Source organism: Desulfomonile tiedjei (genome assembly GCA_016212925.1).
Taxonomy (GTDB): domain Bacteria; phylum Desulfobacterota; class Desulfomonilia; order Desulfomonilales; family Desulfomonilaceae; genus JACRDF01.
Genome location: JACRDF010000031.1, coordinates 25614 through 45270, shown reverse-complemented (window position 1 = coordinate 45270; position 19657 = coordinate 25614). Strand labels below are relative to the sequence as shown.

Below are 19657 nucleotides of genomic sequence, written 5' to 3'. Positions count from 1 at the left end.
CTAGCAGGACTCCCTCAGTCACGGCCTGAGCTGCTCAGGACGCACCTGCCTGCTCGGCCGCTCGCAATCCCACAATATTTGTCCCGTGAACAGGTCCCTCGCCCGCAATGTTCGGCTGCCTGCAAGGGGGGCGAACGGTGAGGCCGCGGCTGAAACAGTATAAAAAACGCGATCCCCCAAAACCGCAAAAGCTTCTATTTCTTGCGTTTCCGTGAATTCCAATATCGCGCTGGCTTTTTCAGTTCGAATCAGCTCGTACGTGCGGGGACCGACTGCGGTTCCGGTTTCACCGGTGGGTTTTTCCAGCATCAAGTATAAACCGTCCTCCGACAGAATAGGTGGTTCGGGGTGTGGGAGATCAATTTCAAATCGCTCGATCTGATCCGAGCGATCTGGTTCCGAGATCTTGAGAAGTGCCTTCCCGGTTCCCGGCTCGCGTGGGCCGGCCAGCACGGCGACCTTGGTGCCAACTGTCCAAGGCCCGCTTTGAAACGTATAGTTCCGTTTGTAGGCCAGGCCCGGAACTTCCGGAGTTTCTGTCGAGGGAACTGCTCTCCCGCCGATAATTTGGCTGGCCGCGCTCCCTGTTACCATATTCACTTGAACAACTCCGTGTTCGTTCTTTCGGGCCGCCTGCTCGATCTCTACAGGAGGGGGAGCACCTCCTTTGTATCGGCTACGGGCGCTCCATTCGATGGACAAACTGTCTCCCGACAAATGAACCTGGTATGAGAAGTCCTCTTTGGCTCGACTTAATACCGAAACCCACTCCGGCAGCTCGACTTTTTCCGAAACGAACGAAGGCTGGATATCGGGAGGACGGTACAGGGCTATTCGAAAGGCATTTGCCTGGTAAGACTCCGGGACCAATACCGCAAGCTCTGCTTCATGGGCCAGGAGGGGTCGCCCCACCTCGCTGGAGTGCCACACGACGCGGCCTGCGTCCAAATCAATCCCATCAATACCTACCGGAGCGGATTCCACGTACGCACGCTTAATCGCGAGGTCGGCCACGCCCAAGGGGAACGGAAAGGGGAAAATGGTTTCGCTTGTGCCTTTCATGTCCCATCTGCCTTTTAGTCGTGGAAGTACGCCGCACTTGGTCGGTTATGGCTGCATGCCGCTACACCGCAACGAGCCGAATGCAATATGCACCCATCACAAGCCAGAAGAGGGTTGCATACGATTTTTCGCCCAGTTCCCGGTTGATCTTGCGGCCCATCGTAGATGCCAGCGGCATAAGCGGCAACAGCCACAACATCAACGCCATAGCCGGCTCCTGTACTATTGATTCATTACAGAACACAGAGGCCTTTGTAACGTCTCCAGCCAGCGAAACTACGGATGCGGCTCCGACCAAATGGAAACGATCCAGCTCCAGTTTCCTGAGGGCAATTCCCTTGAGAGGGCCCGATGTCCCCGAGAAGCCGGACGTGGCCCCGGCAAAGAAAGCGAGGAATACCGACGACAAAGTTGTGTGCGGCCGACGCTCCTCCGTCGGTCCTACACGATTGCGGATTTCGTACAAAAAGGAAGCACCGATGGCGACGAAGACGGCCGATTCCACAATCCAGGTCGGCGCCCATGCCATCACTTTTGCCCCGAGCCCGGCTCCGATGATGGTGCAGAGAATCACCACCAGAGCCTTCCGAATCGGCATGGTCCTGCGATAAAGGATTACCTTCCAAACGTTGTTCATGGCCAGCAATAACGCTGCCATGGCTATCCCTTGCTTTCCTCCATAAAACAGAGCCAAAGTCGGCACCAATATTAATGATCCTCCCATCCCTGCCGACGCGGACAAAAGAAAAGCAAAACAAGATAGTGCTACAATTATAGGAAACATTTTGACCCAGCTATTGTATCACTGGTTTGGTACAGTTTCCGTTCCGCGGTCACCGGCAATTCTTGGTCGGACCGGAAACACACCCCCCAACAGACTCATGGCATGAGACGAGACTCACGTATCTGAGTACTCTGACAATGGAATTGCTCCCCCCTACTGTTTTGGCCAACAAAGTATGATTGGTTTGCGGGTTCCTTGGCCAACGACTAATTATCCGGTGCAGAAGTGCCTGTCACATTGTACTAGGCCATCTGCCTGCCTGCCAAAGAGTATGCGGCGTCCAGTGTCACTACATTGGATTCTCGCAGCCCTTAACTTGAACGGTCTATTCGTTCAATATCATGAATCAAACAATTTGTTTAGTCAACGGTAAATAAGATCGTGAAGGTAACCATTCAGATGCGCTGGGGAGAGGAGCCGAAGAATCAATTTTGTTGACCTGAAGAGAACCCCATCAGCCGAAATCGTCACCCCGGCGAAAGCCGGGTCCAGTCCCGCGCGGAACGCGGGATTGAAAAGACCGGATTCCGGCCTTCGCCTGAATGACGGCAAGAACTCCCGCACGTCAGTGAATGCTTACGTCGTGCAGTAGGCGTCCATATGAGTTTTACTCCTAAAAAACTTGATTTCAGACGCCTCTCGTCATAAAAAGCACGCTACTTGTTGGGTTGAGTCCAACGGATGGGAGGTTTCAAAATGGCGATAGGCAGAGCACACCTAACATTTTTCCTCGGGTTGGCCGCGCTCGTGCTGTTCCCTGCCCAAGTGCCGGCCGAAGGCGAAATCCTGGAGTTCCTCTGCCGATCTTGCGGGTACCGGGAGCGTTTCATTCAGGGGGCCGACCCCTCCGAGGAGGCCCGAAATATACAGAACATTATTGTTGTTTGCGAACGCAACCGGCAGATACGCAACATAAAGATTCCCGTAGATCCAAAACTGCCGGTACATGGTGAACCACTTCTCGCTCGCCAGTACGGCACCGGCCAATCCGATCTGCTCGGGCTGGAGTTGCCCAAGTTCCTTGTGCCGGGCAACACTTGTCCTCTATTTCCGATCACCGCGTATCTGGAGCAGAACATCTGCCCTGTGGACGGCCGGCCGGGAATAGAATTCAAGGTCGTCGGCGCCTTCTAGACCGATCACCCAAGAAAAGCAAAGGCCTAACATTGAAGATCCTATTCTGTGGAGAGACTTTTCCGGAAGCGCCGAAGATGCTCAAATCCCTTCTGCCGGACGACGAGATCATCGCGTGCCCCCCGCGGCATCTGATCGAAAAGGGACGAGAGGTCCATGTCATTATCCCTCTCATGCATCGCCTTGAACCTGAATTGATACGGACAACCGGCGCCACGCTGATTCATCAATGGGGAGTCGGTTTGGAGGGTGTGGACATCCCTGCCGCAACATCCCGGGGCATTCTGGTTTGCAATGTCCCTGCCGATGTTACGGCTAATGCCGATTCCACAGCGGAACATGCTGTCTTTCTCATGTTCGGATTGGCGCGACGAATCCATCAGTGCTTTAGGGCGTTCGACGAAGGCAGGTGGGGCGCGCCGCTCGGTGACGCGCTTCTCGGGCAAAGGGCACTTGTTGTCGGCCTGGGCATGGTAGGGAAAGCGCTTGTCCGCAAGCTGACCTCTCTGGGAATGACAGTTGAAGCCATTCGCCGAAGCCCCAATCCCGATGTTGAACAGGAAATCGGTCTGACAGAGGCAGGAGGGCTTCCTGATCTTTGTAGGATGGCTTCTCAAGCTGACTTTGTCATTTCCACCATATCCCTGAACGACCAAACAAGGGGGATTTTTGAAAAGGACCTGTTCAAGGCAATGAAGCCCACCGCGTTTTTAGTCAATGTCTCCAGAGGCCCGGTGGTGAATGAACAGGACTTGCTGGAAGCTTTGCAGCAAGGGTTAATTGCGGGGGCCGGCCTGGACGTTTATTGCCAAGAGCCTGTAGACCCTAATCATCCATTCCTCTCGATGGAAAACGTATTTGCAACTCCGCACGTGGCTGGTGCAACCCGCCAGAATTACGAGGGTATAAGCCGAGTCCTTGCTGAAAACATCCTGAAGTTCAAGGAAGGGAAGATGCCTCTATACTGCGTGAACAAAGACGACCTTCCAGCCGAGCAGGTCACGTCTCGGGAGACTCCACCATAAGCTTCGGTGTAACTCCGTCCCGGTCCAGCAGCTTAAGGAACCTATTGATCAACCTTCGCGGGAGGTCCTGCCTTTCCGCTGCCGGCATGCCCCCGAGCGGAACTTGGCCGCCGGCCATTTCCCGATGTCCGCCTGCGGACCCTGACGTTCCTATGAGCCTGCGCAGGACCACCCCGGCCTTCTTGGTCCGCGAACTGGATCTCGCCGAGATAATCATCGAGTTCTTGTTCTCTCCCATACACAAAGACCAACTGATACCCTCTATTCTAAGCAACAGATCGGCAAGCTCTGGGATTATGGCCTCCGAGAGTATTTTCCCAAGATATGACACGGCCACGTCCCGATAAAGGAGTGTTCGCGCCAGGCCTCGTTGGTAATCCACAAAGTACTCCGGCGACAGAGTAGGCTTCTCTATCCAGCCGAGGACTCGAGGATTAGTCAGAGGCGAGAGATAAATGAATGCGTTAAAATCTTGTTTGCTCGCGCCCCTTCCCAGCGCGTTGGTGTCGGTCTTGATCCCGTAGAGGAGTCCATTGGCCACCGACCGGGAAGGCACCAACCCGGCGGCTGCAATATACTCGGTTACGATGGTGGACGTAGCGCCGTAGTTGGGGCGGATGTCATGCACGTGGGCCTTCAAGGAGTGTTTCCTCAGAGGATGATGATCGATTACGATGAGCGGGCGTTCGCCTTTCCCGTCCATCAGGCTATTTCCCGTGCCGGGCTGAGCGTCTATCAAAGCCACGCCGAAATATTGCGAAGGGTCCAGCCGAGTCAACCGTGACGTCTTGATGCGCAATCGCTGGATCATTGCCTTGTTTTCCGCGCGAGTCACCACCCCGCCGTAGCCTATCACCGAACGCACGTTAAACTTCTTGTTCAGCAGAAAACTCATTCCGTTTGCGCCGGCAATGGTATCAGGATCAGGATTGTTGTGGCATAGCAGCAATACTCGGCGTTTACCCGCGCCTTCAAGAACCCGCTCCATTTCTTCCAGCTTTTCCGCTGACCTGCATAAATCGGAGCGCAGCGAGTTCATGGCATGGTCACCAATGGGACCTCGATCCCTCTATAAGGGCCCAAACCCCCAGGAGTTCCAACGGAACCGGGTCCATACAAAGATAATATAGTGCTCCACCTCGACGCCAACCAGAGTGGCAGGAGCACCTTTCGGATGATAATAGGATTTATTCGAAAATATTCAAATGAAGAATGGATATTTGCAGAAGGCCTGAAACGATCTCATTTTTAGGGAGGCGGGCACCTGGAACTGTGTCAGAATTCATCATCGCCGAGGAATTGAGTTACGCTGGGTGGTCCGGAGGCTACTGCCTCCAGGTTCCGAAGGAACAAGAGGGGCTGTTGTGCGCGCAGTGACCTCTTCAACTATGGGTGGTGGGCTGAATCGGATCCCGAAAATCACCTCTTGTCGCTTCGCGACCCGGACGCGTGGCGTCCGGGCCACCCCGCGTCATAGCAACTCCATGGGGCATGCGCCACCAAGAATAATGAAAATGGCCAGCAGATTTGGTGCGGCGGACCTGCCTGCTGGCTCATCCGTGCCATATCGGACTGGGCACTAGATTCTTGTTCTTAATCTTCAGTGTCTGGGGAGCTGAAAGAAGACATCATCTTCCGGACAACGCGCTCGCTGAGGAGCATACCTCGAATTGTCCCTTTGGAGCGCGCGAATCGGTTCTCTATCCACGCTTCCAAGGTGAGGTTTCTTTTCTCTCTAACGCGGATTGTGCCCTGCATTCGCAGTTTTTCCCCCGGCGGGGCCATGGTGTTGAGGTCCGGAAATTCCGTACCGGTAAGAATCGGCAGTACCTTTTTGCCTTGGAGGAGCTTGAGCAGCATGAATGTGCCGAACTGAGCGACCGCTTCCATCTGGAGATGACCCCCAAACAACGGCATGTCGACGAAATGGTCTTTCATTATGGGGTTTTCTTCGGGCGTCGGTACGGTGAAACTCCCGAACCCTATCATGCCGTCTCTCAGGTCGCCCATCTCCATCACGACTCGGTCCAAAAACAGGAAACTCGGGCCGTACATGTTCAGCGTTTTTCGAATTTCATCCTTGTCAAAGTCGCTCCATTCCCGATGTGTCGGCTCCGCGGTAGGCTTTTTCTGTCTGCGCGCCGCGAGCCCTATTTCCGACTGTCCGAGAAGATCTGCGTAGTACACTTGTCGGACATCGCCCGGCTGATATCGGCCCGCGTCAAGAAGTTCTCTGACCAGGATAACGCCGGACGCGTCTCTGACAAAATCCGAGATGATTTCCACCGCGCGCCTCAGGACGGGAAAAGTCCCATCTCTTCGCAACCGAACGAACAATTCATGCACCATGTTGGAAAGATCGGCCACATCCGATGAATCCTTTACCCCGGTCCATTGGTCTCGGCGAAAAACATCCAGATCCTCTACTAACTGCGGTAGTCCCTCAACCGCGGCCAGAGAATTCTCAAGCCTCGAAAATTCCGGAGCCAGGTCATCGGAAACCGAAGTTCGGCCCTGCAAATGCTCGATGTAATTGTGCAGAACCGCGATTTCTATTCCGGTGAAAAACTGGGAGGACTGCGTCCAAGCTTCGGGCAGTGCGGCCAAAAGGGTCCGCTTGCCGTGTCGAGCTAGGCGCACCGCAATTTGTTCGAGGCATTTCTTGGTCTGAGAGATGAAATACGGCAGATCTCCTCGGTAAGTGAGCGCGACAAATTGGGTTGCGTCGTCGCTCAAACCCGCCAGGCCGTTGACCGTATCCTGGAAGGAGATTGCGTTCACGTAATAGACGTCTCTGCGGACCGCGGTGGCCATGTCCGAAAAAGTCTGTTTGCCTTTGAGGATGTCTCCCACAGCCTTCATTACCGCAGGCTGACGAGGAAAACCACCGGCAACGGTATGAACGATCGCGTCGAGACGGGTTACACCTCGCTCTCGGAGCCAGGCTTCAATTTGCGAAAGATCGTTGAAGACTGTTTGTCGCTGATCGAAAGAGTATCGCAATGGGATGTCTATCAGAGTAATCCCCAGGTCGTTGAAGAAAGCCTGTTCCTTCGGGTCCTGCGGGCTCAGCGAGGTGCCGTAGACCTGCGCTCCTGCTTCCAAGGCGGCCTTCGCAATAGAAGCGCCGTACCCGCCGGCCCTTGCGCCAATTATGAGAATATTCTTCCCTTCAAGCATGGAAAACTTCCCCATTCTTGATTTAACTTCGAGGTCGGAATCTCTCAAACTACAATAGCCAAAGACCTTAGTCAACCTGCGGCCTGGGATGGAAGCCGCCGAGGCGGCGTTCTCGGCGGTGAAATGGTTTTCGACTTATCGCTTGACAAGGTGAAGCTTTTGCGGGACCGTTCGTTGATCCATCAACCAATAAAACCGGTGTCACGCCGGTAGCATCTGAACTTAAGGCTGCATGCTGAAAGGTCGAAAAATGCCTTGGAAGGAAGAAAAAAAGGCTCTGGCGAAGGAAGTTCTCGGGCTTCTATACGAAAACCGCATGATACGAACCTTCTATCGTGACCGTCCCCAGGGTTGGACATTGATTTCCGGACTGTACAGCCCCTTGTACATCCAGCTAAGACCTTTGGCGTCTTTTCCCGCGGTATTCGAAAAGGTGTGCAAGGCCATGTGCAGAATGGTCAAAGAAGAAGCGCCGGAAATAACCAGAGTCATCGGCATTGCCATGGCCGGAGTTCCCATCGCGGCAGGCATGGCCTTGGCCGGAGGCATCCCGGCCGGATTCACGAGAAAGATGGAAAACGTGAAATCCCTGGCCTCCTTCAAAGAAGCCATAACCAGTTACGGTGAACATGCCCTTCTGGAAGGGGAAATGCAGTCTCGCGACAGAATTGCCCTCGTGGACGACCTGGTAACTAGGTTCGACAGCAAGCTCATCGCTATGGAGCAAGTCAGACACGAGGTTCATCGGAGAGGTCTCGCAGACGTTGAATGCCGGAAGGTTTTGGTAGTCCTGGACCGCGAACAGGGAGGAATGGAAGCGGCCGCTTCAGCGGGGATAGACCTCCTCAGCCTAATTCAGTTCAAGACCACGGGCCTCCCATTGCTCGAAGGCATCATGCACAGAGTTGAGTGGGAAACCATCAAGCAATATCTTCACGACCCGGACCACTTCCAGCAAAAAGATGTTCAGGAGCAGATTGCCAAGCTTGCAGCGTCCTGACGGCCAGGCCGAGCCGCACGTACTACGGACCGCGTTACGTCGCATGCTTCGTCTCAGAAAGTCGGGCCGGAAGCCCTTTACTGAGCATAGATAGGTATGGTGGCTCCGGAACGGCCGCAAAGGCGCGCTGCGATACGAGCAGGCATGTCGTCGGTTTGGCCTTAGTCTTGCCGTTTGCCCGCTACTGTCAAACAAAGTTTGCGAAAACGAACCGTCAGGGCCAAAGATTATGGTTGACTGGCTGAACAGGGGAGGAGTATGCTTACCCACTAGGGTAAAATGTGGCTTTCCATGGGGGCGGTACTGCCTCCTTTCAGGCCACGGCGGTCGCTTCAATTCACAGCACAAGTGAACGCACGCCTAACCCGCTCGAAGAAGCTGGTGGTAGTGGGTCCGGCAAAGAGTTCCTCTGTGGTTCTCCCTTTTCCTGTAATGGTTCGGCAAAACATTTCCCAGATGCAAATTCCTAGCTTGCTGCGATGCTGGTACTGTCCGAGGAGCAGTCCGAAATTCTAGTGACGCAGTTTTTCAGGGATCATTTTTGGCTAAGAGGAGGGGTGGGATAGTGCTGGCATGGGTAGTCTACTTAGATGCTTACGGTTTCGGTGATTTGTCAGCGCGAGAGAATGCGCGGCATTTGTATGACAGACTAGCGAAGTGCTGGAGGAAAGCCCATGAAAGGGTGTTGAAGAATCATGCAGGACCAAACACTTTTTTTGCTTTTTCTGATTGCGCGTTCCTCGTCTATCAGTTTAGGCGTAATAATAAAAAATCAAAAGTGGAAGCGTTGAAGACTTGCCTCGAAGAGGTTGCTCTGATTATGGACACATTCATGAGCAGCGATCTCATTTTGCGGGGAGGCATAGCATGTGGTGAGATAGCCAGCGGCGATAATATACTGGTTGGACACCCCGTAACACGTGCGGCGAGCTACGAATCGTCAATGTCTATTCCATGCGTTATCTTGCCCGAATACGAGTTCAAGGAAATCAAAGACGAGCTGATGGAAGACGCTCATGATTTGAGAATTAAGCCAATCAAATTGAAAAACGCCGAGATGACAAGGGGCATTGTGGTGCTGCCATATCAAGAGAACCAATTCCTGAACCAAGCTAGACAGAAATGGGAACACTACTCATTAAATGGTCCATTCAAGGTGGCTAAGATATGGTACGAGACTATGGGGTATCTTGAGGAGGCAGATGGGGACGATGAATGAGATATCAGAGATCGCCTTGGCGTTAAGTAGAATACGGGACCTTATTCAAAAGCCGATACGTGACTTCAATTATTTCTTGGGACGTGAGAGAAAGTGGAAGACGCCCATTGAGGCTCGGTTGATAGCCACGGGAAAGCCCAACACATACAAAGCGAGACCTGTCGAAGAGAAGTTGTTGTGGGACTTAGTTCACAACCGTTTGGGTCATATAATAGTACGCAAGAACGACCGATTCAACGCTAATGCTCTAGTCGAGTCATACGTCTACCACCAGGATCAAGGAGAGGTGGACGCTCTGTGGGTAAACCAAAATCCAGAGAGTACATACTACCTTGTCACTTCTCTGATTCAAGCAGCACAGAAATTTCGTAAAGTTTTTTTGGATAAAAACCGTGTTGATCGCGCTGAGCAGTTAAAAACGCTCGCCAGTGCCGCTTTCACGGTCCTGTACGGGGCAAGAGGATCCGGCAAAACGTTTTTTCTTAATCATGTTATCTCCAAGTACACCAAAATCTTTGATGAAGCCAAGGTAATATGGGTGAGAGTTAATCTCGCCAGGGAATTCAGCAGCATTGAAGATTTGTTGCACATTGTCTATGCGCAGGCAGCCAAGATAGTACTGCGGTATTATGACGTACGATCAATCCGATGGGAGGAAGGGTCTCCGAAGCCAATCGGACTTGACCTCAGCGCGGAGTTAGACATTTGGTTATCCGAGGTTTCCGACATGGAAACAAGAAAAGATATGGGGGAAAAGGTCGCGTATTTGAAGTATTCCTTCATGCAGGCTGAAGAGGCACCGGAATCGGCAGATCCTGAAATCGTCCCCAAGTTGATCGGACGACGCGTTTTTGAACATGCAATGGCAAAAGGCTACGCGTTTATTCTGGTTTTGGATGGAGTGGACAGGCTGGAAGCTCTCCCCTATCATAAGCAGCGCTATCAGAAAGTCAAAAGGGGGCTGCGCCAGTTGCTTGCTGGGGTCAATAATTTGGGATGCCCTATCGTCGGCGTCGCCCGCACTGATACCTTGCGAGATCTTTCGGCCACGCGCGGCTCTTTTCCATCGAACTACTTCGAGGCGAGACTAAGAGCCGTCAACTTCAAGCGCATAGTTGAGCGCAGGATAAACTATATTAGTGGGGAGATGAAGGAGTTGTCAAAGCTGCCCGAATATTCAAATCTGGGGGACTGGCAGGCACATTTGAATGAGTTTTTGGATTATTTGAAACGAAGGAATCGAGAAGGCAAGAGTTGGTATCAAGTACTTGACGGAATCCATCCCGATAATAACAGAGCCAAAGTCAATGCCCTTCTTGTGCTGCATTACGAGTTCGCGAGAGTTGAGGAGAATAAGTCATATCTCTTGCTAGAATCGCTTCTAAGGGGAGGGTACGAGTTTCCTCGTGCGCACTATGTCTATAAACTGAAGCGGGACGGTTTGTTGGAGAGGACAGGTAGCAACAATCGATTCGAAACGAATCTATTGCCAAACATCTTTACTTTTCCGTTCACTTCTACGGGTCAAGGCGTGACATTTCCCACTGACGGACATGGGCTGCTGGCAGGGCTGAGAATTCTTCAGTTGGCAGCGGCTACCGAAAGGCTTAGGAAGGGCAAACAGAAACCTCCGTTACCGATTGCGGCCGACTTGATTGCATTGTGTAAGATTCTGTTTGAATATGAGGAGGAACTTCTACTGAACCTCATTGAAGAGTATGGCGAGTTTGAAATATTTTATTTGGGAGGCATGCATTACGACCAACCTTCTCATCGGTCACGCTGGACAATTAAGTGCTCTCTTAAGCTCGACATATTACTTTCTGACCTTATCTACGATGTGGCATATCTCAATTTGTGCTCCATGTGCACTCCCCTTGAAAGAAAGCGTGTGCCATGGAATAAGAACCCCTTTTTGCAGGCATCAAGCGTTAAGTCTGACGGGGTAGAGGAATGGGTGCTCTGTAAGATTACCAACGCTGTATCCTTTTTCCGACTCATAAAATCCGTTAATGAATATCAGGAAAAGCGGTGTCAGAAAACTAGCAAGGCCCTCGATGAGGACCAGAGAAAGGTATACGAGGAAGCGAGGAACCATTTGACCAGGGGTGTAGATGGACTTTCCCTACATGGTTTGTTCTCCTTCACGGCCACAATGCAGGCGAGCATTTTGAAGCAGTGCCAAACCATCTTAGATCCGTCGGAGCCGACACTGCCTCTGTCAATAGGCTCCAACCTACTCAAGAGACTGGATAATTACGAGAGAGCGTGGGCGACACACTGAATTGGTGGTGCGAATTGGGACACCACACATAATTCTTGAACCGAGTTGGCATGGCAAGTCCTGCACCGCTAATTGCGACGGGGCTTCCTCAGCGTGTCACTCGGGTTGATGATCCTACGTTTGTGAACTCCACAGCTCACAGTCCTTGCGCGCAAGGCGCTGAATTCGAGCTGGGAGTCTCCGAAAGCAAGAAATGAAATCAGGGGTCAGTTGAGATTTCACAGGTCGTCGAAGCCAATCTTGTCAGTCTTGCCCTCACGGTAATCTTGCAAGGCCTTGTCCGCCAGGCGCTCCAACGTCTCCTGCGACTCTTCCAGAGTCCGATCCCAGCTGGCTTCCCCTTCAATTTCTTCCAACAATTCTTGGGCGAGCTGATCCTGGAGTTCGTCTGAAAGCTCAGACGCCTTTTCAAAGGCACGTGTCAGAAGCTTGGTCACAGGGTACACCTCCTACTCAAAGGCTATCTTCATCCCCAAACTGTGTCAAGATGGCACGACGTGAGGCCGCATGCCTGACAAGCAAGCAGTGGCAAGCGGGCCATGTTTTGAAAAGCCTGAATTCCAGCAAGGGGGTTCGACGGACCTCACGAGGCTTCACCACCTGTTCCAGCCCCCGAGGCTGTCCCTGTTGGCTGCTCCAGCTTTCTCTTCCGGCCCTGCATGAGTACGTATAGGACTGGAATGAAGAACACCCCGAGTATGGTGACCCCAAGCATCCCGGCAAAGACTGCGGTCCCCACTGATTGCCGACTGACTGCGCCGGCACCTGATGCAGTCACCAGGGGTAGAACTCCTAGGATAAACGCAAACGAAGTCATCAGAATGGGTCGAAAGCGCAACTTCGATGCTTCGACCGCGGCTTCCAGGACGCCAACCCCCTTGGACCTGACTTCCCGCGCGAATTCAACTATGAGAATCGCATTCTTGGCCGCCAACCCCACCAGGAGCACAAGCCCCACTTGAGTGTAGACGTTGTTGTCCATGCCGCCTATCAGAAGGCCTACGGCAGCGCCGAGAACCGCCAAGGGGACGATCAAAACGACTGAAATGGGATCGGCCCAACTCTCGTACAGGGCTGCAAGGATGAGGATGACAACCAGTATTGCTGCTATGAAAGTTATGACGGCCTTCCCGGCGGCTTTCTTTTCCTGGTAAGCCATGTTCGTCCACTCGAAGGCCATCCCTGGAGGCAGCACCTTTGCCGCCAACTGTTCCATGATACTCAGGGCCTGGCCCGAGCTGTATCCCGGAGCGTTTTCACCCATTAGCTTCGCGGTCGGAAACAGGTTGTACCTGTCCACACGCATCGGGCCCACTTCGTACCGGGCGTTTAGGAGAGTGCCCAAAGGAATCATTTTCCCGTCTGTGTTTCTCATGAAAAGTTGCGAGATATCTTCCGGGGTACGCCGGAACATGCTGTCTCCCTGGACCCTGACTTGCCATGTTCTGCTGAATTTATTGAAATCATTTACATATGTCGACCCGAGGTACGTTTGCAGGGTGCTGAAAACGCTTTGGAGGGGAACCTTCAGTGCCAACGCCTTGGTTCGATCGATATCGAGATAAACGCTCGGATACGTCGAGCGAAACGTGGCGAACACGGATTCCAACTCCGGCTGTTGGTTGGCCGCCTGTGCCAATTGCGTGCCGGACTGCTCCAACTCCTGAAAGCCCAGGTCCCCCTTGTCAAGAAGCTGCATCTCGAACCCCCCGCCCGTTCCCAATCCGAGGACAGGCGGCAGGGTGTATGTGAATACCATTCCTTCGTATATTTTCTGAAACTTAGCCGAAAGTTCCTTCATGATTATTTCTCGGCTGCGTCCGTGCGCGAGGCGCTCTTCCCACGGTTTCAAAGGAACGAAGATTGTGGCCAGGTTGGATCGCGCTGCATCGATCATGGAATAGCCGACCAATGCGCCCCAGCCGAGCACACCGTCGGTCTGGCCGATCAAGGCGCCGGCCTCTTGCACGACCTTGTTGGTGCGATCCAGCGTCGCGCCGTCGGGCATCAGAACGTTGACGAGAACCAGCCCGTCATCTTCCAAAGGGAGGAACCCCGTAGGGACCTTGCCATACGTGATCGCAGTGAGCGCAACCAGCCCAACAAACAAGACCATCATGAGAGCAATGCGGCGCACCGCTATGGAAACGATGCGCGTGTACCATTCCGTGGTCCGGTTGAAACCACTATTGAAACCTCTAAAAAAGGCGTTCTTCTGTCCGTGCCCGGGTCGCAGAATCAGGGCGCACAGGGCCGGGCTCATTGTGAGCGCGTTGATCGCGCTGAAAAACATGGTAATGGCGATAGTGAGAGAGAACTGCCTGAACAGCTGGCCGGTGATGCCCCCGAGGAACGCGGGCGGCACAAAGACGGCCATAAGTACCAGGGTGATGCCGATGATCGCCCCGCTGACCTCCTCCATTGATCGGATAGCCGCGTCTTTGGGACTCAGGCCGAATTCCGCCATGTTGCGCTCAACATTCTCCACGACGACAATTGCGTCGTCCACCACCAGCCCGATCGCCAGGACAAGCCCGAAGAGGGTCACCATATTTATGGAGAAGCCCAACAGAGCCATGACTGCAAACGTGCCTATCAAGGCAACGGGAATGCTTATCATGGGAATCAAGGTTGCGCGCCAGCTCTGCAAAAAGATGAAAACCACTAAAACCACGAGCACAAATGCTTCGAACAACGTCTTGATCACTTCATGAATCGACGCGTTTACAAAATCGGCAATCTTGTAAAGGACACGGTATTCAAGGGCCGGAGGGAATGTTTTCTTGAGTTCCTCCAAGGCCCTGAGCACCTGATCGGTCACTTCTATCGCGTTGGAACCGGGGGACTGATAGACGATCATGGTGGCCGCAGGCCGGCCGTTGAAAAGAGACAAGAAGTCATAGGCCTTGCCGCCCAAATCTACTTTCCCTACGTCTCTGACTCGAATGGCCCGCGTACCTTCTCCGGTCTTGATAATGACATCCTCGAACTGTTCCACATCCGTAAGTCGGCCCAAGGTGTTTACGTTGAGCTGATAGATCTGATCCTTTGGTACGGGAGGCTGGCCGAGCTGCCCGGCTGCCACTTGCACGTTCTGCTGGCGCAATGCCCCAACCACATCGTCAATAGTGAGATCTCTGGCCCGCAGTTTGTCCGCATCCAGCCACAACCTCATGGAGTAATCCTTGCTCGGATACAAGGCAATGTTGCCGACTCCAGGTATTCGGCTCAACGGGTCCTTAAGGTTTATCGTCGCGTAATTGGTTATGAAGAGGTCGTCATACCGATTGTCCGGAGAAAACAGGCTAATGATAAGGACAAGGGCGCTCGACACCTTCTTGGTCGTCACGCCTTGCCGCTGAACGTCTTCGGGCAGTTGGGCCAGGGCCGCGGAGACGCGGTTTTGCGTGAGCACCGTGTTCATGTCAATGTTGGTGCCAAGATCAAAGGTGACATTCAACGTGTACGATCCATCAGCCGCACTCTGGCTCGACATGTAGAGCATGTTCTCGACGCCGTTTACCTGCTGTTCAATAGGAGCCGCGACCGTTTCCGCTATGACGCGTGGATCCGCGCCAGGATAGTAGGCGGATACTTGGACAACGGGCGGAACAATTTCGGGGTATTGCGCGATCGGGAGAGAGAAAATGGAAATGCCGCCCGCAAAGACGATAAGAATCGAGATGACCGAGGCGAAAATGGGCCTTTCAATGAAAAAGCGACTGAGCATGTCGGCCCTCCACTACTTTCCGGAATATGGTGTGTCCTTTTCGGGACCCTGAGGCGTGGAAGAGATGGGCGATTCCTTGGGGCTGACCTTGGCTCCAGGCCTTGCCCTTTGGATAGCGTTGATCACCACACGTTCATCCTTTGCCAACCCCTCGTCTATGACCCGGAGTGTTCCTTCGAGATGGCCGGTCTTGACCAGTTTTTGCTCAACAACGTTTTCCTTATTCACGACTAGCACGTACCTTCCGGCCTGGCCAATTCCCACTGCCAGTTCAGGTACCAGGAGAGCCTCCTTCTTCTGTATGGGAACTCTGACGCGTCCAAACAGCCCGGGTACCAGGAGGCCCTTTTCATTGGGAAAAATGGCCCTGACCTTGAGCGTTCCTGTACTTGGGTCAACTCGCGGTTCGGTGAAATCGACCTTTCCTTCATGGGGGAATCCGGTCTCATCAGCCAACTGGAGATAGGCAGGAGGCCTTTCCCTGTCAGTAGGTTTTTCGGTCCGAATGTTCGGCCACATTCGCATCAGCATTAGTATATCCCGCTCGCTAACGTCAAAATATACGTACACGGAATTGTCGTTAACAATCTCGGTGAGAAGCGTCTTTTCTCTCGCTCCGACCAGGTTCCCCACATCCACATAGTTACGGCTCACATTGCCGCTGATCGGAGCGATGACCCGAGTGTAGGCCAGATCGAGCTTTGCCTTCTCCAGATCGGCCTTGGCAATTCCTACCTGCGCGGCGGCGACCAGTTCTTCAGCTTTTTGCACGTCATATTGGAGCTGACTGATGGACGCGGAGGCAAGCAGCTGCTCCGCGCGCTTCAGATTTGCCTGCTTCAACTGGAAATCTGCCTGCTTTGCCCTCAGAGCAGCTTCAAATTGGTCAACCTGGGCCTGGAAGGGCCTCGGATCTATTATGAAGAGCAAGTCCTCTTTCTTGACCTCTGATCCGGGATCGAAATTAATGCGCTCCAACCAGCCCTCGACTCTGGCGCGAATCTCCACAAATTCCAACGCGGCAGTGGTCCCGGTGAATTCCAGGAATTGGGTCACTTCTTTGCTCAAGGGTTGGCTAACGATGACCTCAGCGGGAGGTGGCACAGCGACGTGGGCCTTTTCGCTGCAGCCGAAAATGCTCATTGAAGCCAAGGCGACAATAAGCAACACTCCTGATAATCTGATGGCTTTCATGAACCAAACTCCTGATTTCTATATGTGTAAGGATTTCACTACAGAAGTGCTGTTTGGGAGTCAATCAAAAACGCTCTTATTCCTTGTTTCAAGCCCTCATCGCCCGTAAATGCGTATGACCTGACTAAAAGGAGGCTTCAACTCCTTCCCACTGTGGAAGCTCACACAGGTCAAGGGTGTTAACATCCTTGCGAATTCTCCGTGGACAGCATTGGTCAGTGCGAGTATAGTACATGCTAGACGCAAGGTTCCCCGACCGGTAACATAGAGCCGGTTGAATGGACCAAAACGTAGGACGCGTGGCACCTCTGTTCAGAGACCGTTTTGGAGGCCGGACGAACGTGCCGGAGGCTGGATTTCCTGTATAATTGCAAGTTTCGAGTTCTGCGACAGGAGGGTAGTGTGAGAATCCGCGATTTAACGGGGCCATTGGGAAGGATGTTGGGGATGCCGGGTCGGGTACTCTCCGAAACCACCAATAGAGGCTTCAGGGGTTTTGTTAGGGAATGGCCGTCACTTTATGCCTTCTCTTGCTGGGCCCTGATCGGGACAACTTTGTTGTTCATGCTTTCAGGATGCGGCCGGTATAAAGAGGAGCTTGAGAGCGCCAAGCAGCAAATTGAAAAGCTGAACTCTGAGGTCACGAGATTGACTCAGGAGTCTGCCCGTTTGGACCAGGAAAAAAGTAGCCTAAGTGGTGATGCGAAGGCACTGTCAGATAAGAATACGAAAATGCAGCGAGAATTGGACGACCTGAATAAAGCCAAAGCAGCTCTTTCCACGGAAAATAACGAGCTTAAGAAGAAAAATAGCGTAGCCGAGGAGGAAATCGCTTCTCTAAAACGCGAAAAAGACCGGCTGGCCCAAGAGGTCGAGCAACTCAAGAAACGTGCGGCAGACCTAGAGCCACAACCGAAACCGCCTGCCCCCATGCCGGCCGAGGTCGGTCCACAGAGTGCAAAACAACCGAACGAACTCAGTCCCTGTGAAGCGGTACTTGCCTTCATGAAGGCAAGCGAAGGAATTGTTAGGCAGCAAAAAGGAGCAGACCGCACAAAATTGCTTGAACAGGCACACCAACAGTACGCCCCTAAAATGAAGGGAGCGCCTCCGAAAGCCGTGAAAGCCGCGGAAGATTGGGTGAAAGAGGGGACCAAATACTGGGATCGATCCCCTGAAGTTGCACTATCCCGCGTTCTTCAACTGAGGAACATTGCCCTGGAAGCTTGTGGAAAAGGTGCGGGAGAAGCCGGTTTCAAGTAATACGGCTGATTCCCTGCTGAGCTATCGAAGTCGACAATTTCCATAATAGAACGTTTTCCTGCTGCAACAAGAATTACATATTATGGCCAATTACGGGCCTGTCGGGCGCGATCGAGCGCGACGATTCGGGGGATTCTTATGCCAGCATTTCTGAAGCCGTCGCTCAACTGGCTGCTGGCCTTCTACTTTGTCCCCGGAAAATGAGTAACAGCGAATTACCAACGCCTCGAACATTCACGCTTTAATGGCCTCGTTCCATCAATGGTAACACCCCCGTATTGGGGTCGGAGCGGAGGAAACCAGAGGACTACAGATGCAGTCAAACCGAGGGGGTGTTACTCCTGCTTTTTGTTGGAATCCGTGACGTCGTGTTCGGAGGTCAGGCGTCTGGTGGTCTGTTCGAGCCTCTTGATAAGGGTTTCGATGAAAACCTGGTATATTTTGATTTTCAAGTCGGGGCTCTCGCGCTCCAGGACCTTCAGGTCCAGTTTCAGCACGATGCACGGGACGCGCGCTAACACATGGGCCGTACGAGCGGTGTTGGTCAGCGCTCCCATTTCGCCGAAACAAGCGCCTCGGTGCAGGTCGGTGATTTTGCGGTTATTCTTGATGACCCGCACAAGGCCTGAAAGAAGTATGTAAAATGTCGTGTCCACGTCTCCTTCCTTCAGTATCACCTGGGACCCTTCGTAGCGTATAAAGGTGCCGAACCGGATTATCTGTTCTATCTCCCTGCGGCTGAAGGTCCTGAAAAACTCTATGGGCCTGATCAGATCGACCTTTTTGCTCGCCTTCAGGTCTCTTACCGGGACACTTTTCCCTTTCAACGCGCCGTCAATTGCTTCGGCAAATTCCTTGCCGGATTTGTATCTTAGCTCCGGTTCCTTGTCCAAAGCCCGCTGAAACACGTGGTCCAGACCGGGTGTAAGGGCCGGATTAAAGGTCAAGACCGAAGGGGCCGCGGTATATCGTATATTGTCCATGAGTTCGTAAAGTGTGCGCCCCCCAAAAGGCCTTCTTCCGGTAAGCAGCTCAAAAAACACCACGCCCAGGGAGAAAAAATCGGTCTGCGGGGTCAGATCCAACCCCTTTGTCTGTTCCGGTGACATGTAGCTGGGGGTGCCCATAACCTGGAGTTCTCCCGACCTACTGGTGCTGGTGACCATGGCGATGCCGAAATCGGTGATCTTGATCCTGCGATCGCGTGTGAACATAAGATTCGCGGGCTTGACGTCCCGGTGGATCACGTCGTGGGAATGGGCGAAATCGAGGGCCAAACAGACCCTCTTGATCAATTCCGCCACTTTCGCGGGAGGCAATAGCCTTTCGGGTTTGTTGAAATTGGTGAGACTCTCGCCCTCCAGCAATTCCATTGCTATAAAGCAATAGTCCCCTTCTCGCCCCACGTCATAAACAGTAACAATATGGGGATGAATCAGGTTCCCGGCTATTCGGGCTTCCTCAAAGAACTTGTCGACTATGAATTTGAGATCTTTTTCCTCGTAAACAAGATCGAATCTTCTTGTCTTGAGGGCAACGAGCCGGCCTATCATCGGGTCTCGTGCGCGGAAGACCTCACCCATGTTTCCTCGGCCCAAGGTCCCAAGGATCTGATACCTGCCCATGGAGGTCGAGGGCTTTCCGTCGCGGTCGGACATGCTTTCGAGGTTGTTCACGGCAGTAATCACATTCCGTTATTGAATTGATTTCAGACCATTATAGCCCAAACGCCTTGGATAAGGAAGCCTCGGGTTGACATCGCGAGGATTGGAACCATAAACA

General features: G+C 53.0%; 14 protein-coding genes. 6 read left to right on the top strand and 8 right to left on the bottom strand.

All coding sequences use genetic code 11. From position 1 onward, the window contains the following. Nucleotides 1-18: 18 nt before the first annotated feature. Nucleotides 19-1062, bottom strand: a complete 1044-nt coding sequence (locus tag HY913_13135; GenBank protein MBI4964216.1) for a hypothetical protein — start codon at nt 1060-1062, stop codon at nt 19-21. Nucleotides 1063-1123: 61 nt separating this feature from the next. Then, complete coding sequence (locus tag HY913_13130; protein MBI4964215.1) at nt 1124-1846, bottom strand: sulfite exporter TauE/SafE family protein; 723 nt, start codon at nt 1844-1846, stop codon at nt 1124-1126. Nucleotides 1847-2542: 696 nt separating this feature from the next. On the opposite strand from HY913_13130, the gene HY913_13125 reads away from it, so the two are divergent. Together HY913_13125 and HY913_13120 are read left to right on the top strand one after the other, a co-directional pair. Continuing rightward, nucleotides 2543-2980 carry a hypothetical protein gene (locus tag HY913_13125; protein ID MBI4964214.1) on the top strand — a complete coding sequence of 146 codons (438 nt, stop codon included), beginning with the start codon at nt 2543-2545 and terminating at the stop codon, nt 2978-2980. A gap of 77 nt (nt 2981-3057) precedes the next feature. Next, nucleotides 3058-4005 (top strand): hydroxyacid dehydrogenase, encoded by a 948-nt coding sequence (locus tag HY913_13120; GenBank protein MBI4964213.1) that lies wholly within the window; start codon nt 3058-3060, stop codon nt 4003-4005. Here the strand turns inward: HY913_13120 and HY913_13115 are convergent. Both HY913_13115 and HY913_13110 read right to left on the bottom strand, forming a co-directional pair. Further along, a complete protein-coding gene (locus tag HY913_13115; protein ID MBI4964212.1) occupies nt 3980-5044 on the bottom strand; it encodes a DHH family phosphoesterase in 1065 nt (354 codons plus the stop codon). The genes HY913_13120 and HY913_13115 overlap by 26 nt on opposite strands. Nucleotides 5045-5598: 554 nt before the next feature. Then, on the bottom strand, nt 5599-7185 hold the full coding sequence (locus HY913_13110) for a hypothetical protein (protein ID MBI4964211.1): 1587 nt from the start codon (nt 7183-7185) through the stop codon (nt 5599-5601). Nucleotides 7186-7435: 250 nt separating this feature from the next. Here HY913_13110 and HY913_13105 point away from each other — a divergent pair, with 250 nt between their 5' ends. The 3 genes from HY913_13105 to HY913_13095 all read left to right on the top strand — a co-directional run bounded on the left by HY913_13105 (nt 7436) and on the right by HY913_13095 (nt 11688). Beyond that, nucleotides 7436-8185 (top strand): hypothetical protein, encoded by a 750-nt coding sequence (locus HY913_13105; GenBank protein ID MBI4964210.1) that lies wholly within the window; start codon nt 7436-7438, stop codon nt 8183-8185. A gap of 541 nt (nt 8186-8726) precedes the next feature. Further along, a complete protein-coding gene (locus HY913_13100; protein ID MBI4964209.1) occupies nt 8727-9404 on the top strand; it encodes a hypothetical protein in 678 nt (225 codons plus the stop codon). Further along, nucleotides 9397-11688 (top strand): hypothetical protein, encoded by a 2292-nt coding sequence (locus HY913_13095; protein ID MBI4964208.1) that lies wholly within the window; start codon nt 9397-9399, stop codon nt 11686-11688. Before HY913_13100 ends, HY913_13095 begins: the two co-directional genes overlap by 8 nt. A 218-nt stretch (nt 11689-11906) precedes the next feature. On the opposite strand, the gene HY913_13090 is transcribed toward HY913_13095, so the two are convergent. From HY913_13090 to HY913_13080, 3 genes are all read right to left on the bottom strand, one after another. Further along, nucleotides 11907-12125 carry a hypothetical protein gene (locus HY913_13090; GenBank protein ID MBI4964207.1) on the bottom strand — a complete coding sequence of 73 codons (219 nt, stop codon included), beginning with the start codon at nt 12123-12125 and terminating at the stop codon, nt 11907-11909. Nucleotides 12126-12271: 146 nt separating this feature from the next. Continuing rightward, a complete protein-coding gene (locus tag HY913_13085) occupies nt 12272-15418 on the bottom strand; it encodes a multidrug efflux RND transporter permease subunit (protein MBI4964206.1) in 3147 nt (1048 codons plus the stop codon). A gap of 12 nt (nt 15419-15430) precedes the next feature. Further along, nucleotides 15431-16612, bottom strand: a complete 1182-nt coding sequence (locus HY913_13080) for an efflux RND transporter periplasmic adaptor subunit (protein MBI4964205.1) — start codon at nt 16610-16612, stop codon at nt 15431-15433. A 402-nt stretch (nt 16613-17014) separates the two neighbouring features. Between HY913_13080 and HY913_13075 the strand changes: the two genes are divergently transcribed. After that, nucleotides 17015-17875, top strand: coding sequence for a hypothetical protein (locus HY913_13075; GenBank protein MBI4964204.1), 861 nt, complete (start codon nt 17015-17017; stop codon nt 17873-17875). A gap of 335 nt (nt 17876-18210) precedes the next feature. Here HY913_13075 and HY913_13070 read toward each other — a convergent pair whose 3' ends face one another. After that, a complete protein-coding gene (locus HY913_13070; protein ID MBI4964203.1) occupies nt 18211-19551 on the bottom strand; it encodes a protein kinase in 1341 nt (446 codons plus the stop codon). Nucleotides 19552-19657 lie beyond the last annotated feature (106 nt).

What these genes read in the sequence shown, in the direction of transcription:
- HY913_13135 (MBI4964216.1), bottom strand. Translation starts at nt 1,062, where the DNA reads ATGAAAGGCACAAGCGAAACCATTTTCCCCTTTCCGTTCCCCTTGGGC.
- HY913_13130 (MBI4964215.1), bottom strand. Translation starts at nt 1,846, where the DNA reads ATGTTTCCTATAATTGTAGCACTATCTTGTTTTGCTTTTCTTTTGTCC.
- HY913_13125 (MBI4964214.1), top strand. Translation starts at nt 2,543, where the DNA reads ATGGCGATAGGCAGAGCACACCTAACATTTTTCCTCGGGTTGGCCGCG.
- HY913_13120 (MBI4964213.1), top strand. Translation starts at nt 3,058, where the DNA reads ATGCTCAAATCCCTTCTGCCGGACGACGAGATCATCGCGTGCCCCCCG.
- HY913_13115 (MBI4964212.1), bottom strand. Translation starts at nt 5,044, where the DNA reads ATGAACTCGCTGCGCTCCGATTTATGCAGGTCAGCGGAAAAGCTGGAA.
- HY913_13110 (MBI4964211.1), bottom strand. Translation starts at nt 7,185, where the DNA reads ATGCTTGAAGGGAAGAATATTCTCATAATTGGCGCAAGGGCCGGCGGG.
- HY913_13105 (MBI4964210.1), top strand. Translation starts at nt 7,436, where the DNA reads ATGCCTTGGAAGGAAGAAAAAAAGGCTCTGGCGAAGGAAGTTCTCGGG.
- HY913_13095 (MBI4964208.1), top strand. Translation starts at nt 9,397, where the DNA reads ATGAATGAGATATCAGAGATCGCCTTGGCGTTAAGTAGAATACGGGAC.
- HY913_13085 (MBI4964206.1), bottom strand. Translation starts at nt 15,418, where the DNA reads ATGCTCAGTCGCTTTTTCATTGAAAGGCCCATTTTCGCCTCGGTCATC.
- HY913_13080 (MBI4964205.1), bottom strand. Translation starts at nt 16,612, where the DNA reads ATGAAAGCCATCAGATTATCAGGAGTGTTGCTTATTGTCGCCTTGGCT.